Origin of the sequence: Proteus genomosp. 4 str. ATCC 51469 (assembly GCF_003144375.1) — a bacterium.
Taxonomy (GTDB): domain Bacteria; phylum Pseudomonadota; class Gammaproteobacteria; order Enterobacterales; family Enterobacteriaceae; genus Proteus.
Genome location: NZ_PENV01000012.1, coordinates 116,641 through 139,906 on the forward strand (window position 1 = coordinate 116,641; position 23,266 = coordinate 139,906).

Sequence of the window (23,266 nt, forward strand, 5' to 3'; positions counted from 1 at the left end):
TCTTTATTAATAAAGCAAAAACCCTGTATCTTACCCAGACACAGGGTTATTTTTTATGTGCTCTATAAATCAATTACTCACTATTTTAGCTCTGGCCAATAGTCTTTATTCGCTTCAATTAAATCATCTAAAATTGCTTTTGCAACGGTCGCACTTGGCACAGTTTTAGACATCGTTATGGCTTGCCACAGTTTCAAATAGGATTTTTCAATCCAGGCTTCTACCACTAATTTTTCAACGGCAACCTGCTGACTCATCATCCCTTTTTGGAATAATGGAATTTTGCCCATGACTAAAGGCTCAGGCCCATGACTTCCGACAATACAAGGGATCTCCACCATTGCTTCAGGATCAAAATTAATAATTGATCCGTTGTTAGGAACGATCAGCAACATTCTTTCTTGGGTATTAAACGCGATAGCCGTTGCAAGATCGACAATGTAAGAAGCATGTTCATCTATTTCAAGATGGCCTGCTGATGATTTACCCGCGGCTGTAATGGCTCGACAAGCGCTGAAAACGTTCTTTTCTCTGTGCTCCATCACTTCATTAGCACGCGTATGATGAGGATCAGAATGCGCAACAACATAATCAGGGAACAAATAATACTTCAAATAAGTATTTGGCATAGTTGCTGGATCTAACGCCCAAACATCTTTTGCCTTACCAAAGGTATCGTTCCAACTTGCTTCAACTGGCTCTCCTGCTACTTTAGGAATATACCCATGCTCAGCAACATGTTTACGAATAATAGGCAATAAATCATTACCTTGTAAATCTTCAACTTGCGTCCACCAGCCAAAGTGATTTAAGCCGTAATAGCGGACACGCATCTCCTTGCGTGATTTTAATCCTGCAATTTGCGCCATACGTGACTCAATACCAATTGGCATATCACAAATATTTAAGATTTTTGCATTTGGCTTTAAGCGACGAGTAGCTTCGGCGACAATGGCTGCTGGGTTAGAATAATTTAACATCCATGCATTTGGTGAATATTTTTCCATATATTCAACCAATTCTAATACGCCCCCAATAGAACGCATACCATAAGCAATACCACCAGGCCCACAGGTTTCTTGCCCTAATACGCCGTGGCGTAAAGGAATTTTTTCATCTTTTTCACGCATTGGATATTTACCAACACGAATATGAGCCATAACAAAATCAACATCCGTGAAGGCAGTTTTAGGATCTGTGGTATAGCAAAATTCAATTTCAGGTGCTTTTTCAGTAAGAATTATTTCACAAGCTTTAGCAATGGTTTCTTGCCTCTCGGCATCATTGTCATAAAATTTGATGGCTCTTAATGGAAAACGTTTTAAATTTTCCAGTAGCATCAAAATAATACCGGGTGTAAATGTACTACCGCCACCTGCAATTACGACTGAGAACTTCTTCATTATATAGCCTCCGACAAGGTGATTTTTTGTGGATCTTCTTTCATAAGTTGTTCAATTTTGTCTCTCACTTGAGAAACGTGTAGCCCGATAATGATTTGCAATGCATGGCCTTTACGCACTACACCATGTACACCGAGCTCTTTAAAATAGGCATCTGTTTCAATTACTTCGTTATTAATCACTTCAATACGTAAACGTGTTGCGCAGTTATTTAAAGATTTGATATTTGCCCCTCCTCCTAGGCCTTCAAGAATGCCTTTAGGGAGTGCGAGTTTGCGATCTTCTTTTGCTGTTTTTGAACTATCCGAAACCTGTGATTTTTTATTTTTATAATCTTGTTTGCTATAGAGCTTGATCTCTTCATCATCTTCTTCACGACCTGGTGTTTTTAAATTAAGTTTGATAATTAATGTTCTAAACACCACAAACCAAATCATTGTAAAAATCAGACCTATAACTATTTGCGTAATAATCATCCCGTAATGGTTATGAAACATTGGGATCCAATTCATAGGTAGGAAATTATCGATGATCCCTCCGCCCATATTTCCGACAACTCCAAAGTGATAAAGCGTTGTCGCTAATGTGGCGGCTAACACGGCATGAATGGCAAACAATAGCGGAGAGATAAATAAGAATGTGAACTCTAAAGGTTCTGTTATTCCCACAAATACAGCGGTCAATGCAGAGGGTATAAGTAAACCTGCAATTTTGGCTCTATTTTTAGGCGCAGCAGTAAAATAGAGAGCAAGTGCTATACCAATAGAACCAAAGACTTTGCTATTACCATGTAGTGCAAAGCCACCTTCAGGAAATAACGTTTTTAAAGATTCAGTGCTTTGACTGAAATATTGCATATTTTGGGCCCAATCAACTTGAATTCCATGTTCAGTGACTGCTGGGCCAAAAATAAATGGGCCATAAATAAAGTGATGTAAGCCAGTAGGAATTAAAATACGTTCAAGAAAGGTATATATCCAAACACCTAAAGAGCCAGATTCAACCATAAATACTTGCAAAGATTGAATACCAATTTGCACTTTGGGCCAGAAAAATAATGTTATCCACGCTAACGGTAACATAACAAAGAAACTAATTAATACAACATACGAAGTTCCTTGAAATATACCTAAAAAGACAGGAAGCTGTTTATCAAAAAAACGATTATGAATACCTGTAACTATACCCGCAATAATAATCGCCCCAATAATACTGGTATCTAATGTTTTAATTCCAGCTATCATTGTTAAGCCACTATTTCCGCCAATTTCATTTGTAAAATCTACGCCGAAATAACTTCCCCAAACTATTCCCATTGCATTAATAAAATAATTCCAAGTGAGAAAACTCACCATTACAGCAAGGCAAGCTCTTGCTTGTGCAGTTTTAGCTAAACCGATTGGTAAGCCAATTGCAAAAATAAGAGGCATATTACGAAAAACAGTCCATCCCCCCTCTTCAATAATATGAACAATTTGGGAAAATAAACTATCGGGTCTTAATAAATCTTCACTAATAAATAATGGATTCTGTAATAAAATGGCAATGCCTACAACAATACCTGCAAATGGAAATAGCAGGACAGGAGTAAACATGGCTCCACCAAATCGTTGTATTTGACTGAGCATAAAAATATCCTCTTATTTACTGCTACTGAAACGATATGCTATTTAATTCATTCTTTTTCTGTAAATTCAGATTAGATTCTTTTCTCTTTATTCTCTCATCTGAAATGAGTTATTCGTGATCTGATTCATACTAATCTTTCAGGCAAAGTGATCTCATTTTTAGTCAAAAAGCAGATCACTTTTTATTTTTTGATAACGTTCACATTTTAGAGGTATAAATGATTATCATATATATCAAAAGATTATATTCAGATAGATTAAATAAAGAGAGCCGATTTTAAGAATAAAAAGAGGTATAAATGTGATCTACAAAAACATTGCAAAAAGCCTAAGAATTCAAATAAATTCGGCTGGATACCAAATTGGTGACCCTTTACCAGCAGAAAAATCATTAGCACAACAATACAACGTATCGAGAATGACAATACGTAAAGCAGTGGATTTATTAGTGACCGCAGGATTATTAGAACGAAAACATGGTTCTGGTACTTATATTAAAGAAAAAGATGTTCATCATGAAAATGCTAGCCTGAAAGGCTTTGTCGAACTAATGGCAAATACTGGTCACAATGTAAAAAGTGAAGTCATAGAATTTCGTGTTATTCCTTGCCCTTTATCTATCGCCAGTAAATTACGTATCAACTCAAATGAACGTATTTTTTATTCAAGGCGAATACGTTATGTCGATAATAAACCGCTTATTGTTGAAGACAGTTACATGCCTGTTAAATATTTTCGTAATTTAACCTTAACCCATTTAGAAGGTTCTAAATTTGATTTTATTGAAAATATTTGCCAAATAAAAATATCAGGAAGTTATGAAACTTTTCACCCAATTATGCCGGATAACAATATTTGTCAATTATTAAAAATAGAAACTAACATTCCAATATTAAGACTCAGTACATTATCATATAGCACTCAAGGCGATTATATTAACTATTCAATTATGTATAGAAACACTCAAGATTATATTGTTGAGTATCATTTAAAAAGAGAACAATAACCATTAATAAAAGTATCATTAAAAATTTATAATAGTTGATCCTTTATTATAAAAAAAGCACTCCAAAGAGTGCTTTTCGTCGTTAATTTATGCCATTATTTCTTTTTAATCGCATTAATAATATTTGTTGTAGAAATGCCATCTTCAAAATTCAGCACTTTTACTTCACCGCCTGCAGCCCAAACTTCTTTACTACCCGCGATATCTTCAGGTTTATAATCCCCACCTTTGACTAAAATATCTGGTAAGACAGAGGCAATTAAGCGCTGTGGTGTATCTTCCTCAAACGCAACAACCCAGTCTACTGCACCTAAGGCTCCAAGCACTGTCATACGCTGCTCTAATGGGTTAACAGGACGTGTTTCACCTTTTAATCGCTTAGTCGATGCATCACTATTTACAGCAACAATAAGGCGGTCACCTAATTTACGTGCATTTGCTAAATAACTGACATGGCCTGCGTGAAGAATATCAAAACATCCATTAGTCATCACAATGCGCTCACCGCGCTGACGTGCTAATTCAACTGCCTGTTTTAATTGTTCTTCTTCCATTATACCAAAACCATTGTCGGCACGACCACGAATGGCATTTTCCAGTTCAATAGGTGATACTGTCGATGTCCCTAATTTACCCACCACAACACCCGCAGCGGCATTTGCAAGGAAACAGGCTTCACTTAAAGGTTTACCTGCTGCTAAAGAGGTTGCTAATACACCTATTACAGTGTCGCCCGCACCAGTAACATCATAAACTTCTTGGGCTTGTGTTGGTAAGTGTAATGGCGCTTCATTCGCTCGAATAAGGCTCATTCCACGTTCAGAACGTGTGATCAGTAAAGCATCAAGCTCTAAATCTCGAACTAATTGAGTGCCTTTTTCCACTAGCTCATCATCGTTTTTACAAGCGCCGACAACTTGTTCAAATTCTGACATATTTGGCGTTAATAACGTTGCGCCACGATAACGCTCAAAATCACACCCTTTAGGGTCGATTAATACTGGAACACCCGCTTTCTTTGCAAGTTGGATCATTTCTTGAACATGAGAAAGTGCGCCTTTCGCGTAATCTGATAAAATCAGTGCGCCAATAGAAGGCAAGGCTTGTTGAATTCGTTCATAGATAGGTTGAGGATCAACATTGCTAAACCCTTCTTCAAAATCAAGACGGATTAATTGTTGATTACGTGAAAGCACTCGTAATTTTGTAATGGTTGGATGTGTCGCAACAGAGACAAAATCACAGCGTACATTGACCTGATTTAATGTATTACTCAATGCTTTGGCAGCTTCATCAATACCCGTTAAACCCACTAAACGTGAATTAGCACCAAGTGAAGCAATATTCATTGCCACGTTTGCCGCACCACCGGGGCGTTCTTCTGTGGTATCTACTTTGACCACTGGCACTGGGGCTTCTGGTGAAATACGGCTTGTGGGGCCATACCAATAGCGGTCTAACATGACGTCACCGACAACCAGTACATTGGCCTTATTAAAATCCGGCAGCGTTACTTTCATCCCATACTCCACATTTATTTTCAAAATAAGCCGAAATAATACCATAACTTGTTAAGCAAAAAGAGACACTCATAAGCGTTCCTGCTAACAAACCCTTATTCTTGCTCACCAAGCCACTTTTGCTTGCTTTTTAATACGTGTTCTCGTTCTACAATAAAACAATTGTTATCGACAATCGCAGGTAACGCTTGTAGTGCAAGATGGTGTAATTCATTACGTAATGTGACATAAGCATGTGTTAAAGCCTGAGCTTCTTCTTCATCCATCACTTGATATTTTGCCATTAACTCAAAAATACGCACATTATCAGACCAACGTGTTAATGCAGGATATTGATGAGAAAAACGCAATACCAAATATTGAGCGATAAATTCAATATCGGTAATACCGCCTGATGAGGTTTTTAAATCAAACTTGTCTGCTTGTGTTGGTGCAAGATGTTGCACCATTTTTTGGCGCATTTCGCGCACTTCATGTTGTAATACATTGGCATCACGAGAAAGGCATAATGTTTCGTGGCGAATACGAGAAAACATCTGTTGTAGTTGCTCATCACCATAAATCATTCTGGCTCTAATTAAGGCTTGATGTTCCCATGTCCATGCTTCATTTTTCTGATATTCATCGAAAGCTTGGATCGTACTTACTAACATTCCTGATTCACCGGAAGGGCGTAAACGCGCATCAACTTCATACAATACGCCAGAGGAGGTTCGTGTACTAAATAAATGGATAATGCGTTGAGCTAGGCGCAGATAAAACTGACGAGCATCAATCTGTTTTGCTCCAGTTGTCACAATATTCATTGGACAGTCTAATAAAAATACCAAGTCTAAATCTGAGCTATAGCCTAATTCCCATCCTCCTAATTTGCCGTACCCAATCACCGAAAAACCTAGCCCATCACGATTGGCTAAATGTTCAGGCTCACCATAACGCTTCACCATATATGACCAAGCTTGATGAACAACAGCATGAATGATGGCTTCCGCTAGATATGTTAAGTGATCGCTAACTTTCATCACGGGTAATACGCCCGTGATATCTTCCGCAGCAATGCGTAACAGTTGAGCTTGTTTAAATTGGCGCAGTGCTTCTAGTCGTTGTTCTTCATCTTCTTCTGGTACACGTAATAAATATTGACGTAATTCATCACGATACGCCTCTAAAGGTAGTGGCTGATAGAGTGAATTAGGATCAAGTAATTCATCTAACAGTAAAGGATGAAGTGCCAACTGTTCTGCTATCATCGGAGATGCTGCACATAATCGTATAACATGAGTGAGAACTTCATCAGACTCTTGCATCAACTCTAAATAGGTTGTACGACTCACAATACTTAATAGTAACGGAGTGACTCGTTGTAACGTAACTAACGTTTGAGGTTGTTGGCAAATCTTAGCCAGTAATTTTGGCATTAATGTATCAAGAACATCTCGCCCTCTCGGCCCTATCGTTCGCTTACCGATATCTTGGCGAAATATCTGTAACGTCTGATTAATCGCATTCAGTGACTCAACCGTAAGTGATTGATGAAGTAATGACGACGTTTCAGGCAAACGCCCTAGTAACCAGAGACGTTTAAACTCTGAGATATCCTCTTCTTCATCATTTTCATCTTCTTCGCCAATCAATTGCGTGAAAATAACAGAAACAGCCTGCATTTTGTGGCTAATTTCTTGATAAAGCGTTTCCCAATTATCATATCCCATTGCAAAAGTGAGCCGTGCTTTATCCTCTTCATTATCTGGTAAGGTTTGCGTCTGCTGATCACCAATGGATTGTAATAAGTTTTCTAATCGACGAAGAAAGAGATAGCTTTCAGCTAATTGCGCTGTTTCTTTTTCTGTTAATAATTCAAGCGTTGTGATTGCCTTTAATACTGTTAATAGTGAGTTACTCTGTAGATCTGGCTCTCTGCCACCACGAATTAACTGAAAAACTTGTGTAATAAATTCAATTTCACGAATGCCACCTGCACCGAGTTTTATGTTATCAATCATGCCACGGCGACGTACTTCACGACTTATCATGGATTTCATATTTCGTAGCGATTGAATAACACTGAAATCAATATAGCGACGATAAACAAAAGGACGTAGCATTTGACGTAAAACTTGGCAATACGCTTTCTTTTCTGCCCCTAATACGCGCGCTTTGATCATTGCATAGCGCTCCCAGTCTCGCCCTTGCTCTTGGTAATAATCTTCAAGCGCAGCAAAACTCATTACCAAAGGCCCACTTTCTCCAAATGGACGCAATCGCATATCAACACGATAGACGAAGCCATCAATAGTTTGTTGATCCAGTACTTTAATCAGCTTTTGGCCTAATCGTGTAAAAAACTGAGCATTATCAAGCTCTCGACGCCCACCTTGGGTAAACCCATTTTCAGGATAAGCAAAAATTAAGTCGATATCAGAAGAAAAATTAAGTTCAAATCCACCTAATTTCCCCATACCTAAGATCAGAAATGGTTGAGGTTTACCTTCATTATCACAAGGTGTTCCCCATTGTTGGCAACATTGCTGATAAAGCGTGTCTCTTGCGACACAAATTAGGGTTTCAGCCAGCACACTTAAATGTTTTAGCGCACAAGGGATATCGCCTAATTGGAAAAATTGTAACCATGCAATGCGCACTAATTGTTGATGGCGAAATTGACGTAAGATCCGCATAACATCATCTTCATTATCAACATTGGCTAACATTGCTGTTAGTTGAGTTTCATAACTCTGCCATTCGATACCTGTGGGTGGATTCTGCCTGATATCAGTCAACCATTGAGGATTAACTCGAAAATGCTCGGTGGCAAAAGGACTAAATGCAAGAAATTGTTGTTCTTGTTCACTAAAAGGTGCCAGTGCATTAAGTTGAGAAGAAAAACCACACTGTGCTTTATCCCACAATGATTGAAGTACACTGATAACAGACATAAATAGACTCTCACGTTGTCAGGAAATTAAGCAATAGACAGTAACCACGACGTAGAAGATAACTTAAAGTTCAGCCATAAAACGTGATAATAGTCGGTTGCGGTTGTAAATGTTAACGGTGAAATTGCATTGAGTGACTGTTGCATAAATTCAGGCAGATCAGATTGTTTTTTGCACCAATCTGAAAATAACGCCAACATTGCTGGCATAGTAATTGTCGGAGGTGTTGGATTAGCAAAAATAGCTTCTTCTAATGCCTGTATTGCACTTAACCATTTTGTAAGTTGTTGTGCCGTTGTATCACTAGGAGACAGATTCACGACACACAACGATAACGCAGGCTTACCTTTTGCCAGATAATAACCTCGAGCCGCTTTACTGCGAGAGGCAAGACGTAATCCACCTTTTTCACCTAAATACGTCGCTAATGCAATAACGTCTGACACCTTACCTTTTTTAAGTTCTAGCTCAAACTCTTCAATCGGTAATTCATATTGCTCAGTACGAATAGTGCCTTGATCTAAAACCACTTCTATTTGACTGTCTTGATACTCAACAAGCCAGATTTCACGATAAAAATCCGTATGAAATAACACATTAAGCTGAGATTCTAATAAAGCTAGATCCGTTTTTTCTGGCCAGATTTCTGCGGGAAAGCGAGCTAAATTTAATTTAGGTTGTGTTAATTCAACATTATATTCTGGACGTTGATGCAAACCTGCAACAACTTTGCCGGCTGTTTTAATTGTCATTTCATAACTGTCATCAACACCACGAATACGTAGCCCCATATCCCAACGACGAATTTGATTATCTGTCGTCTCAAAGTAAAGATTAGTCAGCTTTTTGGGTGCAGAGTGCTGATGTGGTAGAGTCAGAATGCGCTGAATAATATGAGGAATAGCGGCAGGTATGGCACTCATTTTGAGTTCGATTTCTAATTGGCTCATTCTATTTCCCTTAAGTAAATCAATTGATTAGTAAAATATTTGACGCATTTTCATTTAGCAAGTGATAGCCTAATAACAATAATGAATAAAAGGCAGATTACCCCTATATTCTACCAGTTAAGACTGTTCTCATTCTGGTTTACTATTTGCTTACGCAAACTTTACTCTTTAGTATCAGTAAAAATATTCTCTTGTATAGATAAAAAAGTTGAAAACATAATGCGAAAATTACCCTTACTTTTTATTTCCTTACTTGGCTTAGGTGTTTCTCTGAGCTCACACGCAGAAACTCGCTATGTTTCCGATGAATTATCCACTTATGTGCATAGTGGACCAGGAAATCAGTACCGAATTGTTGGCTCTTTAAATTCAGGTTCAACAGTGACTGTACTTTCTCGCAATGCGGCAACAGGTTATGTACAAATTAAAGATGATAAAGATCGTACTGTCTGGTTGCCAGAAAACCAACTAAGCGCCCAACCAAGTATGCGTACTCGTATTCCTGCTATGGAAAAAGAGATCCAAACACTACGCGATAAACTAGCGAATATCGACCAAAGCTGGAATCAACGTACTATAGATATGCAAAATAAAGTCTCAAACAGCGATGACATAATCAACGGTTTGAAAAAAGAAAATGAGCAGATGAGAACAAAACTCGCGGTTGCTGAGAAAAAACTCGATTTTGCTAATCAACAGTTAGATGATCGACAACGTGACATCATCTTACAGTGGTTTATGTATGGTGGTGGTGTTGCTGGTGCGGGTCTTATTTTTGGTCTGATCCTTCCGCATATCATTCCTCGTCGCCGTAAACGCAACGATCGTTGGATGAACTAATATTCAGCCAAAAGGAATCATGATCCCGTGAAAATATACCTTGTTGGTGGTGCTGTGCGTGACCAATTATTACAGATACCTGTAAAAGACAGAGATTGGGTTGTTGTTGGCGCAACACCCGATGAACTGTTACAACAAGGCTATCAACAAGTTGGCAAAGATTTTCCCGTTTTTCTTCATCCTGATACACATGAAGAATATGCCCTTGCGCGTACGGAAAGAAAATCGGGTTCTGGCTACACGGGATTTACCTGCTACGCCGCACCGGATGTTACCTTAGAAGATGATTTAGCCCGTCGTGATCTCACCATAAACGCTATTGCTTATTCTGCTAATAGCGAATATATCGATCCTTACCACGGCATAGATGACATCAATGCAAGATTACTTCGCCATGTCTCTGACGCATTTTCAGAAGATCCCTTAAGAGTTTTACGTGTTGCACGATTTGCGGCTCGATTTGCGCCTTTAGGTTTTAGCGTAGCACCAGAAACACTACAGTTAATGAAAGTAATGGCGCAAAGTGGCGAACTAAACGCACTAACGGCAGAACGTGTTTGGAAAGAGACTGAAAAAGCCCTTGAGAGCCATGCTCCTCAGGTTTACTTTGAAGTTTTACGCCAGTGCGGTGCTTTAAAGGTTCTTTTTCCCGAAATTGATGCCTTATTTGGCGTACCGGCCCCTGAAAAATGGCATCCTGAAATTGATACAGGCGTTCACACCATGATGGTGCTTAGTATCGCCAGTCAATTAACAGATGATATTGCTGTTCGTTTTAGTGCCTTATGTCATGATCTAGGAAAAGGAACAACTCCACCTGAAAAATGGCCTCATCATCATGGGCATGGTCCTGCTGGCGTACCTTTAGTTGAAGCATTGTGTCAACGATATCGTATTCCAAATCACATTCGTGATTTAGCTCGCTTAACGGCAAGATTTCACGATCATATCCATCGTATTGATAGAATGCGCCCTTCTAAAATTATCCGCTTATTTGATGCCATTGATGCATGGCGAAAACCTGAACGTGTTGAACAATTAGCGATGGTCAGTGAAGCGGATGCTAGAGGACGTCTAGGGTTAGAAAACCTAGCTTATCCACAACGTTCTTTTCTTTGCCAAGCTTTTGCTATAGCAAATAATGTGGATATAAAGCCAATCATTGAAAGCGGATTAAAGGGCAGCGCAATACGAGAAGCATTAACAAAACAACGAGAAGTCGCGATTATAAAATGGAAATCGCGACTTAATCAGGATAACGAATAATTAAGCTTTACGCTCAATAATCACACCCACACTCGTCGCTTGTGCTACCGCGCCTGGTTTAGCTAATTTTATTTTTACTCTAGGTACAGCAAATTGCGTTATCAAAAGCTGTGCCACTTCTTCTGCGACACGTTCAACCAGCTCAAAACGTCGCGTCTCAACATAATCAATAATTGCACTACTTACACTTGCATAGTCTAAACAATCAGCAACATCATCGGTTTGGGATGCGCGTTTGTTATCCCATTCCATTTCGATATCGAACACTAGTTTTTGTTTTATGTTTTTTTCCCAATCATAAACACCGATTGTGGTTATTACTGATAATTGCTCAATAAATACGATATCCATCACGTCATCTCTTATTTTTTCTGCTCATCGGATACCACTTCCGATGAAATATGCGTATTATCCATACATGCCTAACGAACTTACATAAACATTGGAGAATACAAATGAGTGCTAACGCACTTGGAATGATCATCTTCGCCTACTTGTGCGGCTCAATCTCCAGCGCGATATTGATTTGCCGATTGGCAAGATTACCTGATCCAAGAAAATCTGGCTCTGGCAATCCCGGAGCGACCAACGTTCTACGTATTGGTGGAAAAGCGGCCGCCGCGGCAGTTCTTATCTGTGACGTCCTAAAAGGGATGATCCCTGTTTGGCTCGCCTATTACTTAAATGTGCCTCCTTTTTACCTTGGCATTGTTGCCATTGCGGCTTGCCTTGGGCATATCTACCCAGTTTTCTTCCACTTTAAGGGCGGAAAAGGGGTTGCAACAGCCTTTGGTGCTATCGCCGCTATTGGTTGGGATTTAAGTGGTCTTATTGCTGGAACTTGGTTACTCACCGTATTACTCAGTGGCTATTCATCACTTGGCGCCATCATCAGCGCATTGCTAGCCCCTTTTTATGTATGGTGGTTTAAGCCAGAATTCACTTATCCTGTTGCTTTACTATCATGTCTGGTACTTTACCGTCATCATGACAATATTCAACGTTTATGGCGAGGTCAAGAGAGCCGGATCTGGCATAAGTTAAAGAAGAAAACTGAAAAAACAGAAAAAGAAATTATTCAAGAAGCGAAAGAGCAAGAAAAAGAAGATTAATTAGTTTCTGTTTAAAATTTGAATTGAAAAAAGAAAAGCCACTTTGAAAGTGGCTTTTCTTTTGCAGATATCGTGTGCCAAATTAAAAATAGACACTTTACAATATATTATTTACTTTCGAGGGCAGGTAATTCAGCTAAAGGCCAGCGTGGTCTTACAGTCACACTTAATGGGCCTTCTGTACCACCTTTAAAACGGATCATGCCCGCTAATGCGATCATTGCGCCATTATCGGTACATAATTCGGGGCGAGCATAGAAAACCTCACCACCTAATTGTTTCATAACCGCTTCCATTTTGGCCCGTAATGTACGATTTGCACTCACGCCACCGGCCATCACTAAACGTTTAAAGCCCGTCTGTTCTAAAGCTCTACGACATTTTATCGCCAAAGTATCAACAACAGCATCCTCAAAAGCACGAGCGATATCTGCGCGAGTTTGGTCTGAATCATCATTTTGACGAATAGTATTAGCTGCAAAGGTTTTCAAGCCTGAAAAGCTAAAATCAAGCCCTGGCCGGTCTGTCATTGGGCGAGGGAAAACAAATCGCCCTTCTGTTCCTTGTTGCGCCATTTTTGATAATACAGGTCCCCCTGGGTAATCTAACCCCAGTAATTTAGCCGTTTTATCAAAGGCTTCACCCGCGGCATCATCAATAGATTCACCTAATAAGGAGTATTCACCAATTCCTGTCACACTAATTAATTGTGTATGACCACCTGAAACCAGTAGGGCAACAAAAGGAAATTCAGGCGTTTTTTCTTCAAGCATTGGTGCTAATAAATGGCCTTCCATATGATGAACTGGAATAGCAGGAACATCCCACGCAAAAGCGAGTGAGCGTCCGATAGTCGCTCCCACCAATAATGCACCAACAAGACCTGGGCCTGCAGTGTAAGCAACAGCATCAATATCTTTTGCCGTTAAATTTGCTTCTTTTAGTGCGGCTTGGATAAGAGGCACTGTTTTACGGATATGATCCCGTGAAGCAAGCTCAGGCACCACACCACCATAATCAGCGTGCAGTTTAATTTGACTATAAAGTTGATTCGCTAATAAACCGGCTTTATCATCATAAATTGCAATACCGGTTTCATCACAAGATGTTTCAATACCTAAAACTCGCATAACGCTTCCAAATTCTTCTTCGCAGACTCGCGTAATAAATCAATTGTACCATTATTTCGGTGATTTTATACGCCTTCGCAACATCTTTTACATACCAGCATGTGACAAATTCCTTTTTCTGGTCTATAATTATTCACCTATTTTAAGTGATTTAAATGTGTGGTTAGCAACTTTCGCTTTTTGTGTACTCACTAAAAAGACACAAAAGTGGGAGTTTGCGTTTCAATTTTGTGCATCTCTTTACAAAGTGCCCTGCTTTGAAGTAAAATTCCGCACCATTTTAAATGTCGGCTGGCTTAAATAATGCCAGCGCAAACCGATTTCTATTGAGGTGAGAGGCACATGCCGGTAATCAAAGTACGTGAAAACGAGCCATTTGACGTTGCTCTTCGTCGTTTCAAACGCTCTTGTGAAAAAGCAGGCGTATTAGCAGAAGTTCGTCGTCGTGAGTTTTATGAAAAACCAACGACTGAACGTAAACGCGCTAAAGCATCAGCAGTAAAACGTCACGCTAAAAAATTAGCTCGCGAAAACGCACGTCGTACTCGTCTGTACTAATATTTTGCGGCTTATACCGCAACATATGCAGACACTGTAGTCGCAGTTAAAGGCCGTGCTTTCTTATGAGAGCGCGGCTTATTCTCGTTCAACAACAGGCGTAAAAGGGCTTATGGCTGGACGAATTCCACGTTCATTTATTAATGATTTACTAGCTCGAACCGATATCATCGATCTTATCGACGCTCGTGTGCCGTTAAAAAAACAAGGCAAAAATCATTCAGCGTGTTGTCCGTTTCATAACGAAAAAACGCCCTCATTCACAGTAAATAGCGACAAACAGTTTTATCACTGTTTTGGTTGCGGCGCGCATGGCAATGCTATTGATTTTTTAATGAACTACGACAGACTCGATTTTGTCGAAACCATTGAAGAGTTAGCAGCAATGCATGGGTTAGAAGTTCCTTATGAATCAGGAACTGGCAGTAGCCCAATTGAACGACATATAAGACAAAATCTCTATCAAGTGATGGAGAAGTTGAACCAATATTATAGTAGTGCTCTCAATAAGCCAGATGCTCTGGAAGCTAGAAATTACCTTGCACATCGTGGTCTTAGTGAAGATATTATTAGTCGTTTTTCTATTGGGTTTGTTCCTACTGGTTGGGATAATGTCCTAAAGCGGTTTGGTCAAAATGCCGATAATAAAGCCCTACTTCTTGAAGCAGGCATGGTAATAACAAACGATAATGGCCGTACTTATGATCGTTTTCGCCAACGCGTCATGTTTCCTATCCGAGATAGACGTGGCCGTGTTATTGCCTTTGGTGGACGTGTTTTAGGTGATGATTTACCTAAATATTTGAACTCACCGGAAACAGAGATATTCCATAAAGGACGTCAACTTTACGGTCTTTATGAAGCACAACAATCTAATAATAACGTTACAAAGCTATTAGTTGTTGAAGGTTATATGGATGTTGTGGCATTAGCGCAGTTTGGTATTGATTATGCCGTTGCCTCATTAGGAACCTCCACGACAGCAGAACATATTCAGTTGCTCTTTAGAACAACGGATAACATTATTTGCTGCTATGATGGAGATAGAGCAGGACGAGATGCCGCTTGGCGAGCACTAGAAACTGCACTTCCTTTTTTAAATGATGGCCGTTCTTTACGTTTTATGTTTTTACCTGAAGGCGATGACCCTGATTCATTGGTACGTCGTGAAGGTAAAGAAGCTTTTGAAAAACGTATGGAACAATCACATTCATTATCAGAATTTCTATTTGATTCGCTCGTTCCTCAGGTGGATCTGAGTACTCAAGAAGGCAATGGTAAGTTATACAGTTTAGCTCGACCATTAATAGATAAGATCCCAAGTGAAACTTTACGTCTATATTTATTAAGAGAGCTTGGAAGCTTAACGGGAAATCCTGATATTGAGCAAATGGATCGTTTATTTGGCAGAACAGCGGCGAGCCACGAATTATCGTATCAACCAACGATATTACGTCCAACGCCAATGCGTATATTAATTGCCTTATTGATACAAAACCCAGAATTCTCTAAATTAGTACCCCCTCTTGAGGGGTTAAATACAGAAAAAATTGCAGGTTTGTCACTCTTTAGTGAACTTGTTTCCGTTTGCCAAGCACAACCTGGCCTTAATACAGGACAGATTATCGAACTCTACAGAGAGAATAAATTCGGTAAACAGCTTGAAAAATTGGCAATGTGGAACGATATAGATATAGATGAGATTGCAGAAAAAACCTTTACTGACACGTTAGATCATCTTTTTCTAACCGCAATGGACGAACGTTTAAACGCCCTTATTGCAAAAGAGAGAACAGAAGGCCTAACGCAAGATGAACGCGAAGAAGTCCAATTGATAATACAGGCACGCGTTAAAAAGTAAATACAGAATTAAGATTAAAAACACGGCTTAATTGCCGCTATCGGTAGGTACTAAAAACCTACATTTGCTACGCTGAGGGGACCGTAGCAATCGACAATGAAAATGCCCCTCCGTAGTTATTGTTGGCTGAACAGTTATCGCCGACCGACACCAACCCAAATTACTTTGAAGTGTGGATACCGTCTTATGGAGCAAAACCCGCAGTCACAGCTGAAGCTACTTGTTACTAAAGGTAAGGAGCAAGGCTACCTGACCTATGCTGAGGTCAATGACCATCTGCCGGAAGATATCGTCGATTCAGATCAAATCGAAGACATCATCCAGATGATTAACGACATGGGCATTCAGGTTATGGAAGAAGCACCTGACGCCGATGATCTGATGCTGGCAGAAAATTCAAATGACACTGATGATGATGCGGCAGAAGCCGCGGCTCAGGTACTTTCTAGTGTAGAATCTGAGATTGGCCGTACAACCGATCCTGTGCGTATGTATATGCGCGAAATGGGTACGGTTGAATTGCTTACCCGGGAAGGTGAAATTGATATTGCAAAACGTATTGAAGATGGTATTAACCAAGTTCAATGCTCTGTTGCTGAATATCCAGAAGCAATTACTTATCTTCTTGAACAATACGATCGTGTTGAAGCTGGTGAAGCACGTCTTTCTGACTTAATTACTGCGTTTATTGACCCAAATGCCGAAGAAGTGGCAGAAAGTGAAGTGGTCAATTTAGGCAAAAGTGATGATGAAGTTGACGATGCTGAAGACGAAGATGAAGACGAAGATGAAGATGGCGATAATGACAGCGATAGCGATGATGATAACAGCATCGATCCTGAATTAGCTCGCCAAAAATTTACTGAGCTTCGTGAACAATACGAGAAAACTCGCCAGAGTATCAAGACCAAAGGTCGTAATCACAAAGATACAGAACTTGAGATCTTATTGTTATCTGAAATTTTCAAACAGTTCCGTTTAGTACCGAAACAGTTTGATTATCTGGTTAACAACATGCGTGACATGATGGACAGAGTTCGTGCTCAAGAACGTCACATCATGCGTCTTTGTGTTGATCAAGTTAAGATGCCTAAGAAAAACTTCATTACGCTGTTTACAGGTAACGAAACCAATGACACATGGTTCACTGCTGCTCGTGCAATGAATAAACCTTGGTCTGAAAAACTGGCAGGTATTGAAGAAGAAGTACAACGCAGCTTACAAAAACTGCAGCAAATTGAAGTTGAAACTGGTCTGACAATCGAACAGGTTAAAGATATTAACCGTCGTATGTCTATCGGTGAAGCAAAAGCTCGTCGTGCGAAAAAAGAGATGGTTGAAGCGAACTTACGTTTAGTTATCTCTATCGCGAAAAAATATACCAACCGTGGCTTACAGTTCCTTGACTTGATCCAAGAAGGGAATATCGGTCTGATGAAAGCGGTTGATAAATTTGAATACCGTCGTGGTTATAAATTCTCAACTTACGCAACATGGTGGATCCGCCAAGCAATTACTCGTTCAATCGCTGATCAGGCACGTACAATTCGTATCCCTGTTCACATGATTGAAACGATTAATAAGCTAAACCGTATCTCTCGCCAAATGTTGCAAGAGATGGGACGTGAGCCTTCACCAGAAGAGCTTGCAGAACGCATGCTGATGCCTGAAGATAAAATCCGTAAGGTACTGAAAATCGCTAAAGAACCAATCTCCATGGAAACCCCAATCGGTGATGATGAAGATTCACATTTAGGTGATTTTATCGAGGATACTACTCTCGAATTACCACTGGATTCTGCAACATCAGAAAGCTTACGTTCAGCAACTCACGAAGTGTTAGCTGGTTTAACATTACGTGAAGCTAAAGTCCTGCGTATGCGTTTTGGTATTGATATGAATACAGACCATACCTTAGAAGAAGTGGGTAAACAGTTTGATGTTACCCGTGAACGTATTCGTCAGATTGAAGCGAAGGCACTGCGTAAATTACGCCACCCAAGCCGTTCTGAAGTATTACGTAGCTTCCTTGACGAGTAATTAGCTTACACTCATTTATGCTATAACAAACGCCTGTGATATTCACAGGCGTTTTTTTATCGGTTAATCACGAGCCTATCTCTCGTTTTATGGTTATTGTTCAGAGCTTCTCAACAACCATTCTCTACAATGTACATTTATAAAAAATAGCCTCTTTATTTATAATATTACGCATCTGCCTATGCTTATCTCTCAATTCTTACACTAGGTTATTGATATCACAGTTATTCTCTATTTTATCTTTTTATTGTTTATATTGAGCATAAATTGCGCATACAGTCATTCAAAGGCTAGACCTAGTGCCAAATGGCACGTATAATCTCACTCCATTAGGCCCCTTAGCTCAGTTGGTTAGAGCAGGCGACTCATAATCGCTTGGTCACTGGTTCAAGTCCAGTAGGGGCCACCAAATTTTAGCTGTTAAATCAGCGCATTAAGCCACTTCTTAGCAAGTGGCTTTTTTGTTTTTACAAATCGTTGCCCTATTTTTGCCCCATCAGATATCTTTAACTAGGTTAATTTTTTATCGGCCCTCTTTTTCTACACCTCAAGTTTTACATTTTCATTAATAGAATATTAAAATTCGTTGCACCTCAAAAACACTCCCCTCAGAAAAAACAACATATTATATTTCTATTTATTTTCACCAGATAAAGTTTTCCAAAACACATTCACATTGTAAATATTATCTTACCATTACAATATGATAAAAATTTTTAAAAATAACTTACCCATGTATATTTAAATCGCTTCCATTACTTTGGTGCATATATTAGATCAACTATGCATATATTATTATATTAACAATAGTTATATTTAATATTTATAAACTTATCTTTCTGATTCATACATGCAGATATGAATCAGATTTTTACCCCTTTATTTTTCAAGAGAATTAATTAGCTTATTACTTCTTTTATTGAGATAATATTCCAACAAATTCAAACCTCGTTTTATATTATTACTATTATGGTTATACGTCCTAATCAACACTGGTTTTTTCGGTTATTTGATTGGCATGGCTCTGTGCTTGCAAAAATAATATTTCGCTTATGCCTTAATGTTATCATGTCAATTATCGCTATTTTAATTTATCAATGGTATGAACAATTAGGTATACACTTAACTGTTGCTCCCTTTAGTTTGTTGGGTATCGCCATTGCGATATTTCTTGGTTTCAGAAACAATGCAAGCTATAGCCGGTTGGTTGAAGCAAGAACCTTATGGGGTAATATGTTAATTACCCATCGTAATATATTAAGAAACATAAAGGCTTTATTACCTGAAGATAAACAATTCAACCGAGACTTTTCTAATCTATTAATTGCTTTTAGTTGGAGTTTAAAACACGAGTTAAGAAAAACTAATCCAATGGTTGATCTCTACCGTTTATTACCTCGGCCTTTATTTGATGAAATAATGAATAGCCCTTATCCTACCAATCGTATCTTATTACATATTGGTTTAAAAATAGGCGAATTGAGAGATAATAAAATGATAAGTGATGTTATCTTTCAATCAATTAATAAAGATATTAATAACTTATCTGACGTTTTAGGCGGTTGTGAGCGTATCTCAAATACCCCGGTTCCCTTTGCTTATACCTTGATATTACAGCGTACTGTTTATCTATTCTGTGCATTATTGCCTTTTGCTTTAGTAGCCGATCTCCACTACATGACACCATTTGTATCCGTGTTTATCTCTTATACCTTTTTGTCTTGGGATTCATTAGCTGAGGAATTAGAAGATCCTTTTGGTATATCTGCAAATGACTTACCCCTAAATGCTATTTGTAATACGATTGAAAGAAACTTATTAGAAATGCAAGATATTAGCCCATTACCGATAACTGTAAGACCAGATAAACATTATAATTTATTGTAATCGAAAATAATAAAAACAAAAAAAACAGTGCAAAAAATTACACTGTTTTTTTATTGTTAATGACCATCTAAAAGCTAATGTGTTCTCATTCCGGCACTGTACATTAATAATTTAAATAAAGAAGCGATAATAGCTAAGCTTAATACACTTAAACTCCAAATAATTATCATCCACCCTATTTGTTGGTACCAATATGTTTTTTTTTGAACGGGTTTTATCGTTAAAAAATGACTAATGATAGCTTTCATTTGGGTTTACCTTTCCACGAAAAACATAATAGCTCCAACTGGTATACATAAGAATAACAGGAATAATAATCACAGCACCAACCAACATAAATTTCTGACTTAAAACGGGTGATGCAGCATCCCAAATAGAAATTGTTGGTGGAATAATATAAGGAAAAATACTCACACCCAATCCAGCAAAACCGATAAAGACCAATAAAAGTGATAATAAAAATGGCAAATAATGCCCATAGTTATAAGCACTACGCACTATGCCCCATGTACACGCTAATACGAATAAAGGTGCTGGTAATAAAAAGAATAAATTAGGTAAGCTAAACCAGCGCTGTGCAATATCTTCATGTACGAGAGGTGTCCATAGACTGACTATTGCAATCGCAACCAATAATGTAATCGCTAAATAAACAGTAATAGAACACATTTTACGATGCAGTTGATGCTCTGTTTTCATTATTAGCCATGAACTTCCTAAAAGTGCATAAGTAATTAGCAAGGCAAAACCACAAAATAGAGGAAATGGCGCTAACCAATCTAGTGCAGAGCCACTAAAACTACGCCCAATTACTTCAAAACCGTTAATTACTGCACCAACCGTAATACCTTGGCAGAAAGTTGCTAAAAAGGAACCACCAATAAAAGCTGAATCCCAAAACAGACGATGTTTAGGTAACGCATTAACACGAAACTCAAAAGCCACACCTCGAAATATAAGACCGATTAACATTAATGTTAATGGAATAGTCAGCGCATCAATAATCACAGCATAAGCCAGAGGAAATGCGCCATATAACGCAGCACCACCTAAAACAAGCCATGTTTCATTGCCATCCCATACTGGTGCTACACTATTTATCATCGTGTCTCTTTGTATTTTATCTTTCGTAAACGGCAAAATAATACCAATACCCAGATCAAATCCATCCGCGATAATATACATCAGCGTGGCAAATATGATGATAGCGAACCAAATAATCGAAAAATCAACATTCATTATTTTTCACCTTCGATTAATGGTACTGAATGCAATTCAACAGGGCCCTTTTTCATTAAATGCATCATATAAAAATAACCGATACCAAATACTGAACAATAAACCAAAATAAAAGCTAATAAGCTCAAACTCATTTGCAAATCCCCATGCGCTGAAACGGCATCTTTAGTCCGTTGTACGCCGTAAACCACCCAAGGCTGACGACCAATTTCTGTCGTAAACCAACCGGCAAGGATAGCAATCAATCCCGTAGGCCCCATTAATAATGTAAACCGTAAAAAAAATGGAGAGTTATAGAGTTTCTTTTGCTTGCGTAAAATGACACTTAATAGGCCAAGGAAAATCATCAACATACCAAGGCCTGCCATTATTCTAAATGACCAAAATATAATGGTGGAATTAGGTCTATCTTCTGGTGCAAATGTATTAAGTGCAGGAATTTGTTTCTCAAGACTATGAGTAAGAATAAGGCTACCTAAATACGGGATCTCTATTGCATACTTTGTTTTTTCTTCATCCATATCTGGAAGGCCAAATAAAATAAGTGGTGTCGCTTCTTGTGATGAATTATCCCAATGCCCTTCAATAGCCGCTATTTTGGCGGGTTGGTGTTCTAGTGTATTTAAGCCATGTGCATCACCTACAAAAGCCTGTATTGGTGCAATAATCAACACTAACCATAATGCCATAGATAACATTTTGCGTACTGCAGCTGTATCTTTCCCTTTTAATAAAAGCCATGACGCACATGCAGCAATAAATAAAGCACTGGCTAAAAATGCCCCGATTGACATATGTAATAGGCGATAAGGAAATGAGGGATTAAAAATGATTTGTAACCAATCAACAGGCACAACAATACCATTTTCTATTTCATAACCTTGTGGTGTTTGCATCCAGCTGTTTGAAGATAAGATCCAAAACGTTGAAATAAGAGTTCCTAATGCCACCATACAAGTAACAAAAAAATGAAGCTTCCGCCCAACTTTATTCCATCCGAATAGCATAATACCAAGAAACCCAGCTTCTAAAAAAAATGCAGTGAGCACTTCATAGGTCAACATTGGGCCTGTAATACTACCTGCAAATTGCGAGAAACCACTCCAGTTTGTACCAAATTGGTATGCCATGACTAACCCAGAGACCACTCCCATTCCGAAATTCACTGCGAAAATTTTTATCCAAAATTGGTATAACGTAAAATAACTTGGCTCCTTAGTTTTTAACCATAAGCCTTCTAATAACGCTAAAAAACTCGCAAGTCCTATCGTAATGGCAGGAAAAATAATATGAAAAGAGACCGTGAAAGCAAATTGTATTCTTGCTAAATGAAAAGCGTCTAACCCAAACATAATGCCCCTCTTCGTATAAATCTATTTATCATAAATTTATTCATTTCTATTTTCCTATTTATGTTTTTCTCAAATAAATTATTATTATCTTCTTATTATTAACCTCATTACCTTTATTGCTTTAATATTAACAACAAAGTATTTGATTCATATTTAAATATATTATTAAGATTATCTCCCCTATTGTAAATAAATAAAAAAAACAACACAGATAAAACGATATATATTTATACATATCGATAAAAATACCTATTAGGTTAATTTTTTTAAATAGTAATAAAAGTAAATGAAGTAAAATATTTTCATTCTTTATCGTGTTAATATTGTTAACCATCACGTAACAGATAGTCAAATAAATTGATTTTATTGAGTGATAGATATGCTCTATCGCCACTCAATATATCCGTACAAAGGGCTATAGAGAGTATTTAGAGCGTTGACAACTAAGTCACATTGTTTTAACTTTTTAAATAACAAAAATTTTGTATGTTTATATTATCTTATTATCCTCCATTTACTAGATTTTAATTTTAACAAG

The 23,266-nt window shown here is 38.3% G+C and carries 18 protein-coding genes and 1 tRNA gene; 9 read left to right on the forward strand and 10 right to left on the reverse strand.

What is annotated here, in order from left to right; genetic code table 11:
• Nucleotides 1-80: 80 nt before the first annotated feature.
• Together DK866_RS12195 and DK866_RS12200 are read right to left on the reverse strand one after the other, a co-directional pair.
• Complete coding sequence (locus DK866_RS12195; RefSeq protein WP_109409118.1) at nt 81-1,403, reverse strand: 6-phospho-alpha-glucosidase; 1,323 nt, start codon at nt 1,401-1,403, stop codon at nt 81-83.
• A complete protein-coding gene (locus DK866_RS12200) occupies nt 1,403-3,031 on the reverse strand; it encodes an alpha-glucoside-specific PTS transporter subunit IIBC (protein ID WP_109409119.1) in 1,629 nt (542 codons plus the stop codon). The genes DK866_RS12195 and DK866_RS12200 overlap by 1 nt, the downstream gene beginning before the upstream one ends.
• Before the next feature lie 301 nt (nt 3,032-3,332).
• Here DK866_RS12200 and DK866_RS12205 point away from each other — a divergent pair, with 301 nt between their 5' ends.
• Nucleotides 3,333-4,037, forward strand: coding sequence for a GntR family transcriptional regulator (locus DK866_RS12205; protein WP_109409120.1), 705 nt, complete (start codon nt 3,333-3,335; stop codon nt 4,035-4,037).
• A 95-nt stretch (nt 4,038-4,132) separates the two neighbouring features.
• On the opposite strand, the gene hldE is transcribed toward DK866_RS12205, so the two are convergent.
• The 3 genes from hldE to DK866_RS12220 form a co-directional block, all read right to left on the reverse strand.
• On the reverse strand, nt 4,133-5,557 hold the full coding sequence (gene hldE, locus DK866_RS12210) for a bifunctional D-glycero-beta-D-manno-heptose-7-phosphate kinase/D-glycero-beta-D-manno-heptose 1-phosphate adenylyltransferase HldE (protein WP_109409121.1): 1,425 nt from the start codon (nt 5,555-5,557) through the stop codon (nt 4,133-4,135).
• A 95-nt stretch (nt 5,558-5,652) separates the two neighbouring features.
• Entirely contained in the window at nt 5,653-8,493 is a 2,841-nt protein-coding gene (glnE, locus tag DK866_RS12215) for a bifunctional [glutamate--ammonia ligase]-adenylyl-L-tyrosine phosphorylase/[glutamate--ammonia-ligase] adenylyltransferase (protein ID WP_109409122.1), read from the reverse strand.
• Nucleotides 8,494-8,519: 26 nt separating this feature from the next.
• Nucleotides 8,520-9,443, reverse strand: coding sequence for an inorganic triphosphatase (locus DK866_RS12220; RefSeq protein WP_109409123.1), 924 nt, complete (start codon nt 9,441-9,443; stop codon nt 8,520-8,522).
• Between the two features lie 219 nt (nt 9,444-9,662).
• Between DK866_RS12220 and DK866_RS12225 the strand changes: the two genes are divergently transcribed.
• Nucleotides 9,663-10,283 (forward strand): TIGR04211 family SH3 domain-containing protein, encoded by a 621-nt coding sequence (locus tag DK866_RS12225; protein WP_072070071.1) that lies wholly within the window; start codon nt 9,663-9,665, stop codon nt 10,281-10,283.
• A 27-nt stretch (nt 10,284-10,310) separates the two neighbouring features.
• Nucleotides 10,311-11,549, forward strand: coding sequence for a multifunctional CCA addition/repair protein (locus DK866_RS12230; protein ID WP_109409124.1), 1,239 nt, complete (start codon nt 10,311-10,313; stop codon nt 11,547-11,549).
• Here DK866_RS12230 and folB read toward each other — a convergent pair whose 3' ends face one another.
• Nucleotides 11,550-11,900: a bifunctional dihydroneopterin aldolase/7,8-dihydroneopterin epimerase gene (folB, locus tag DK866_RS12235; protein ID WP_109409125.1), complete on the reverse strand. Its 351-nt coding sequence runs from the start codon at nt 11,898-11,900 to the stop codon at nt 11,550-11,552.
• Between the two features lie 104 nt (nt 11,901-12,004).
• Here folB and plsY point away from each other — a divergent pair, with 104 nt between their 5' ends.
• Nucleotides 12,005-12,661, forward strand: coding sequence for a glycerol-3-phosphate 1-O-acyltransferase PlsY (gene plsY, locus DK866_RS12240; protein ID WP_072070074.1), 657 nt, complete (start codon nt 12,005-12,007; stop codon nt 12,659-12,661).
• Nucleotides 12,662-12,768: 107 nt separating this feature from the next.
• On the opposite strand, the gene tsaD is transcribed toward plsY, so the two are convergent.
• Entirely contained in the window at nt 12,769-13,791 is a 1,023-nt protein-coding gene (tsaD, locus tag DK866_RS12245) for a tRNA (adenosine(37)-N6)-threonylcarbamoyltransferase complex transferase subunit TsaD (protein ID WP_109409126.1), read from the reverse strand.
• A gap of 342 nt (nt 13,792-14,133) precedes the next feature.
• Here tsaD and rpsU point away from each other — a divergent pair, with 342 nt between their 5' ends.
• The 5 genes from rpsU to DK866_RS12270 all read left to right on the forward strand — a co-directional run bounded on the left by rpsU (nt 14,134) and on the right by DK866_RS12270 (nt 20,137).
• Nucleotides 14,134-14,349 carry a 30S ribosomal protein S21 gene (gene rpsU, locus DK866_RS12250; RefSeq protein WP_001144069.1) on the forward strand — a complete coding sequence of 72 codons (216 nt, stop codon included), beginning with the start codon at nt 14,134-14,136 and terminating at the stop codon, nt 14,347-14,349.
• A 112-nt stretch (nt 14,350-14,461) separates the two neighbouring features.
• The gene (dnaG, locus tag DK866_RS12255) at nt 14,462-16,210 is read left to right on the forward strand and encodes a DNA primase (RefSeq protein WP_109409127.1); all 1,749 of its coding nucleotides are present in this window, start codon (nt 14,462-14,464) and stop codon (nt 16,208-16,210) included.
• Between the two features lie 186 nt (nt 16,211-16,396).
• Entirely contained in the window at nt 16,397-18,250 is a 1,854-nt protein-coding gene (rpoD, locus tag DK866_RS12260; protein WP_109409128.1) for an RNA polymerase sigma factor RpoD, read from the forward strand.
• Nucleotides 18,251-18,582: 332 nt separating this feature from the next.
• Nucleotides 18,583-18,659 (forward strand) — tRNA-Ile (locus DK866_RS12265).
• A 560-nt stretch (nt 18,660-19,219) separates the two neighbouring features.
• On the forward strand, nt 19,220-20,137 hold the full coding sequence (locus DK866_RS12270; protein WP_109409129.1) for a bestrophin family protein: 918 nt from the start codon (nt 19,220-19,222) through the stop codon (nt 20,135-20,137).
• A gap of 74 nt (nt 20,138-20,211) precedes the next feature.
• On the opposite strand, the gene DK866_RS12275 is transcribed toward DK866_RS12270, so the two are convergent.
• Genes DK866_RS12275 through DK866_RS12285 form a run of 3 tightly spaced genes read right to left on the reverse strand, consistent with a single transcriptional unit; the run spans nt 20,212 to nt 22,728 of the window.
• Entirely contained in the window at nt 20,212-20,385 is a 174-nt protein-coding gene (locus DK866_RS12275; RefSeq protein WP_109409130.1) for a DUF2474 domain-containing protein, read from the reverse strand.
• A complete protein-coding gene (cydB, locus tag DK866_RS12280) occupies nt 20,369-21,376 on the reverse strand; it encodes a cytochrome d ubiquinol oxidase subunit II (RefSeq protein ID WP_109409131.1) in 1,008 nt (335 codons plus the stop codon). The genes DK866_RS12275 and cydB overlap by 17 nt, the downstream gene beginning before the upstream one ends.
• Nucleotides 21,376-22,728 (reverse strand): cytochrome ubiquinol oxidase subunit I, encoded by a 1,353-nt coding sequence (locus DK866_RS12285; protein ID WP_109409132.1) that lies wholly within the window; start codon nt 22,726-22,728, stop codon nt 21,376-21,378. Before DK866_RS12285 ends, cydB begins: the two co-directional genes overlap by 1 nt.
• Nucleotides 22,729-23,266 lie beyond the last annotated feature (538 nt).

Excerpts from the sequence above, each read along its gene's own strand:
- DK866_RS12220 (WP_109409123.1), bottom strand. The coding sequence starts at position 9,443 with ATGAGCCAATTAGAAATCGAACTCAAAATGAGTGCCATACCTGCCGCT.
- tsaD (WP_109409126.1), bottom strand. The coding sequence starts at position 13,791 with ATGCGAGTTTTAGGTATTGAAACATCTTGTGATGAAACCGGTATTGCA.
- DK866_RS12200 (WP_109409119.1), bottom strand. The coding sequence starts at position 3,031 with ATGCTCAGTCAAATACAACGATTTGGTGGAGCCATGTTTACTCCTGTC.
- DK866_RS12225 (WP_072070071.1), top strand. The coding sequence starts at position 9,663 with ATGCGAAAATTACCCTTACTTTTTATTTCCTTACTTGGCTTAGGTGTT.
- DK866_RS12195 (WP_109409118.1), bottom strand. The coding sequence starts at position 1,403 with ATGAAGAAGTTCTCAGTCGTAATTGCAGGTGGCGGTAGTACATTTACA.
- dnaG (WP_109409127.1), top strand. The coding sequence starts at position 14,462 with ATGGCTGGACGAATTCCACGTTCATTTATTAATGATTTACTAGCTCGA.
- cydB (WP_109409131.1), bottom strand. The coding sequence starts at position 21,376 with ATGAATGTTGATTTTTCGATTATTTGGTTCGCTATCATCATATTTGCC.
- DK866_RS12270 (WP_109409129.1), top strand. The coding sequence starts at position 19,220 with ATGGTTATACGTCCTAATCAACACTGGTTTTTTCGGTTATTTGATTGG.
- DK866_RS12285 (WP_109409132.1), bottom strand. The coding sequence starts at position 22,728 with ATGTTTGGGTTAGACGCTTTTCATTTAGCAAGAATACAATTTGCTTTC.
- DK866_RS12275 (WP_109409130.1), bottom strand. The coding sequence starts at position 20,385 with ATGAAAGCTATCATTAGTCATTTTTTAACGATAAAACCCGTTCAAAAA.
- rpsU (WP_001144069.1), top strand. The coding sequence starts at position 14,134 with ATGCCGGTAATCAAAGTACGTGAAAACGAGCCATTTGACGTTGCTCTT.
- glnE (WP_109409122.1), bottom strand. The coding sequence starts at position 8,493 with ATGTCTGTTATCAGTGTACTTCAATCATTGTGGGATAAAGCACAGTGT.
- folB (WP_109409125.1), bottom strand. The coding sequence starts at position 11,900 with ATGGATATCGTATTTATTGAGCAATTATCAGTAATAACCACAATCGGT.
- rpoD (WP_109409128.1), top strand. The coding sequence starts at position 16,397 with ATGGAGCAAAACCCGCAGTCACAGCTGAAGCTACTTGTTACTAAAGGT.
- plsY (WP_072070074.1), top strand. The coding sequence starts at position 12,005 with ATGAGTGCTAACGCACTTGGAATGATCATCTTCGCCTACTTGTGCGGC.
- hldE (WP_109409121.1), bottom strand. The coding sequence starts at position 5,557 with ATGAAAGTAACGCTGCCGGATTTTAATAAGGCCAATGTACTGGTTGTC.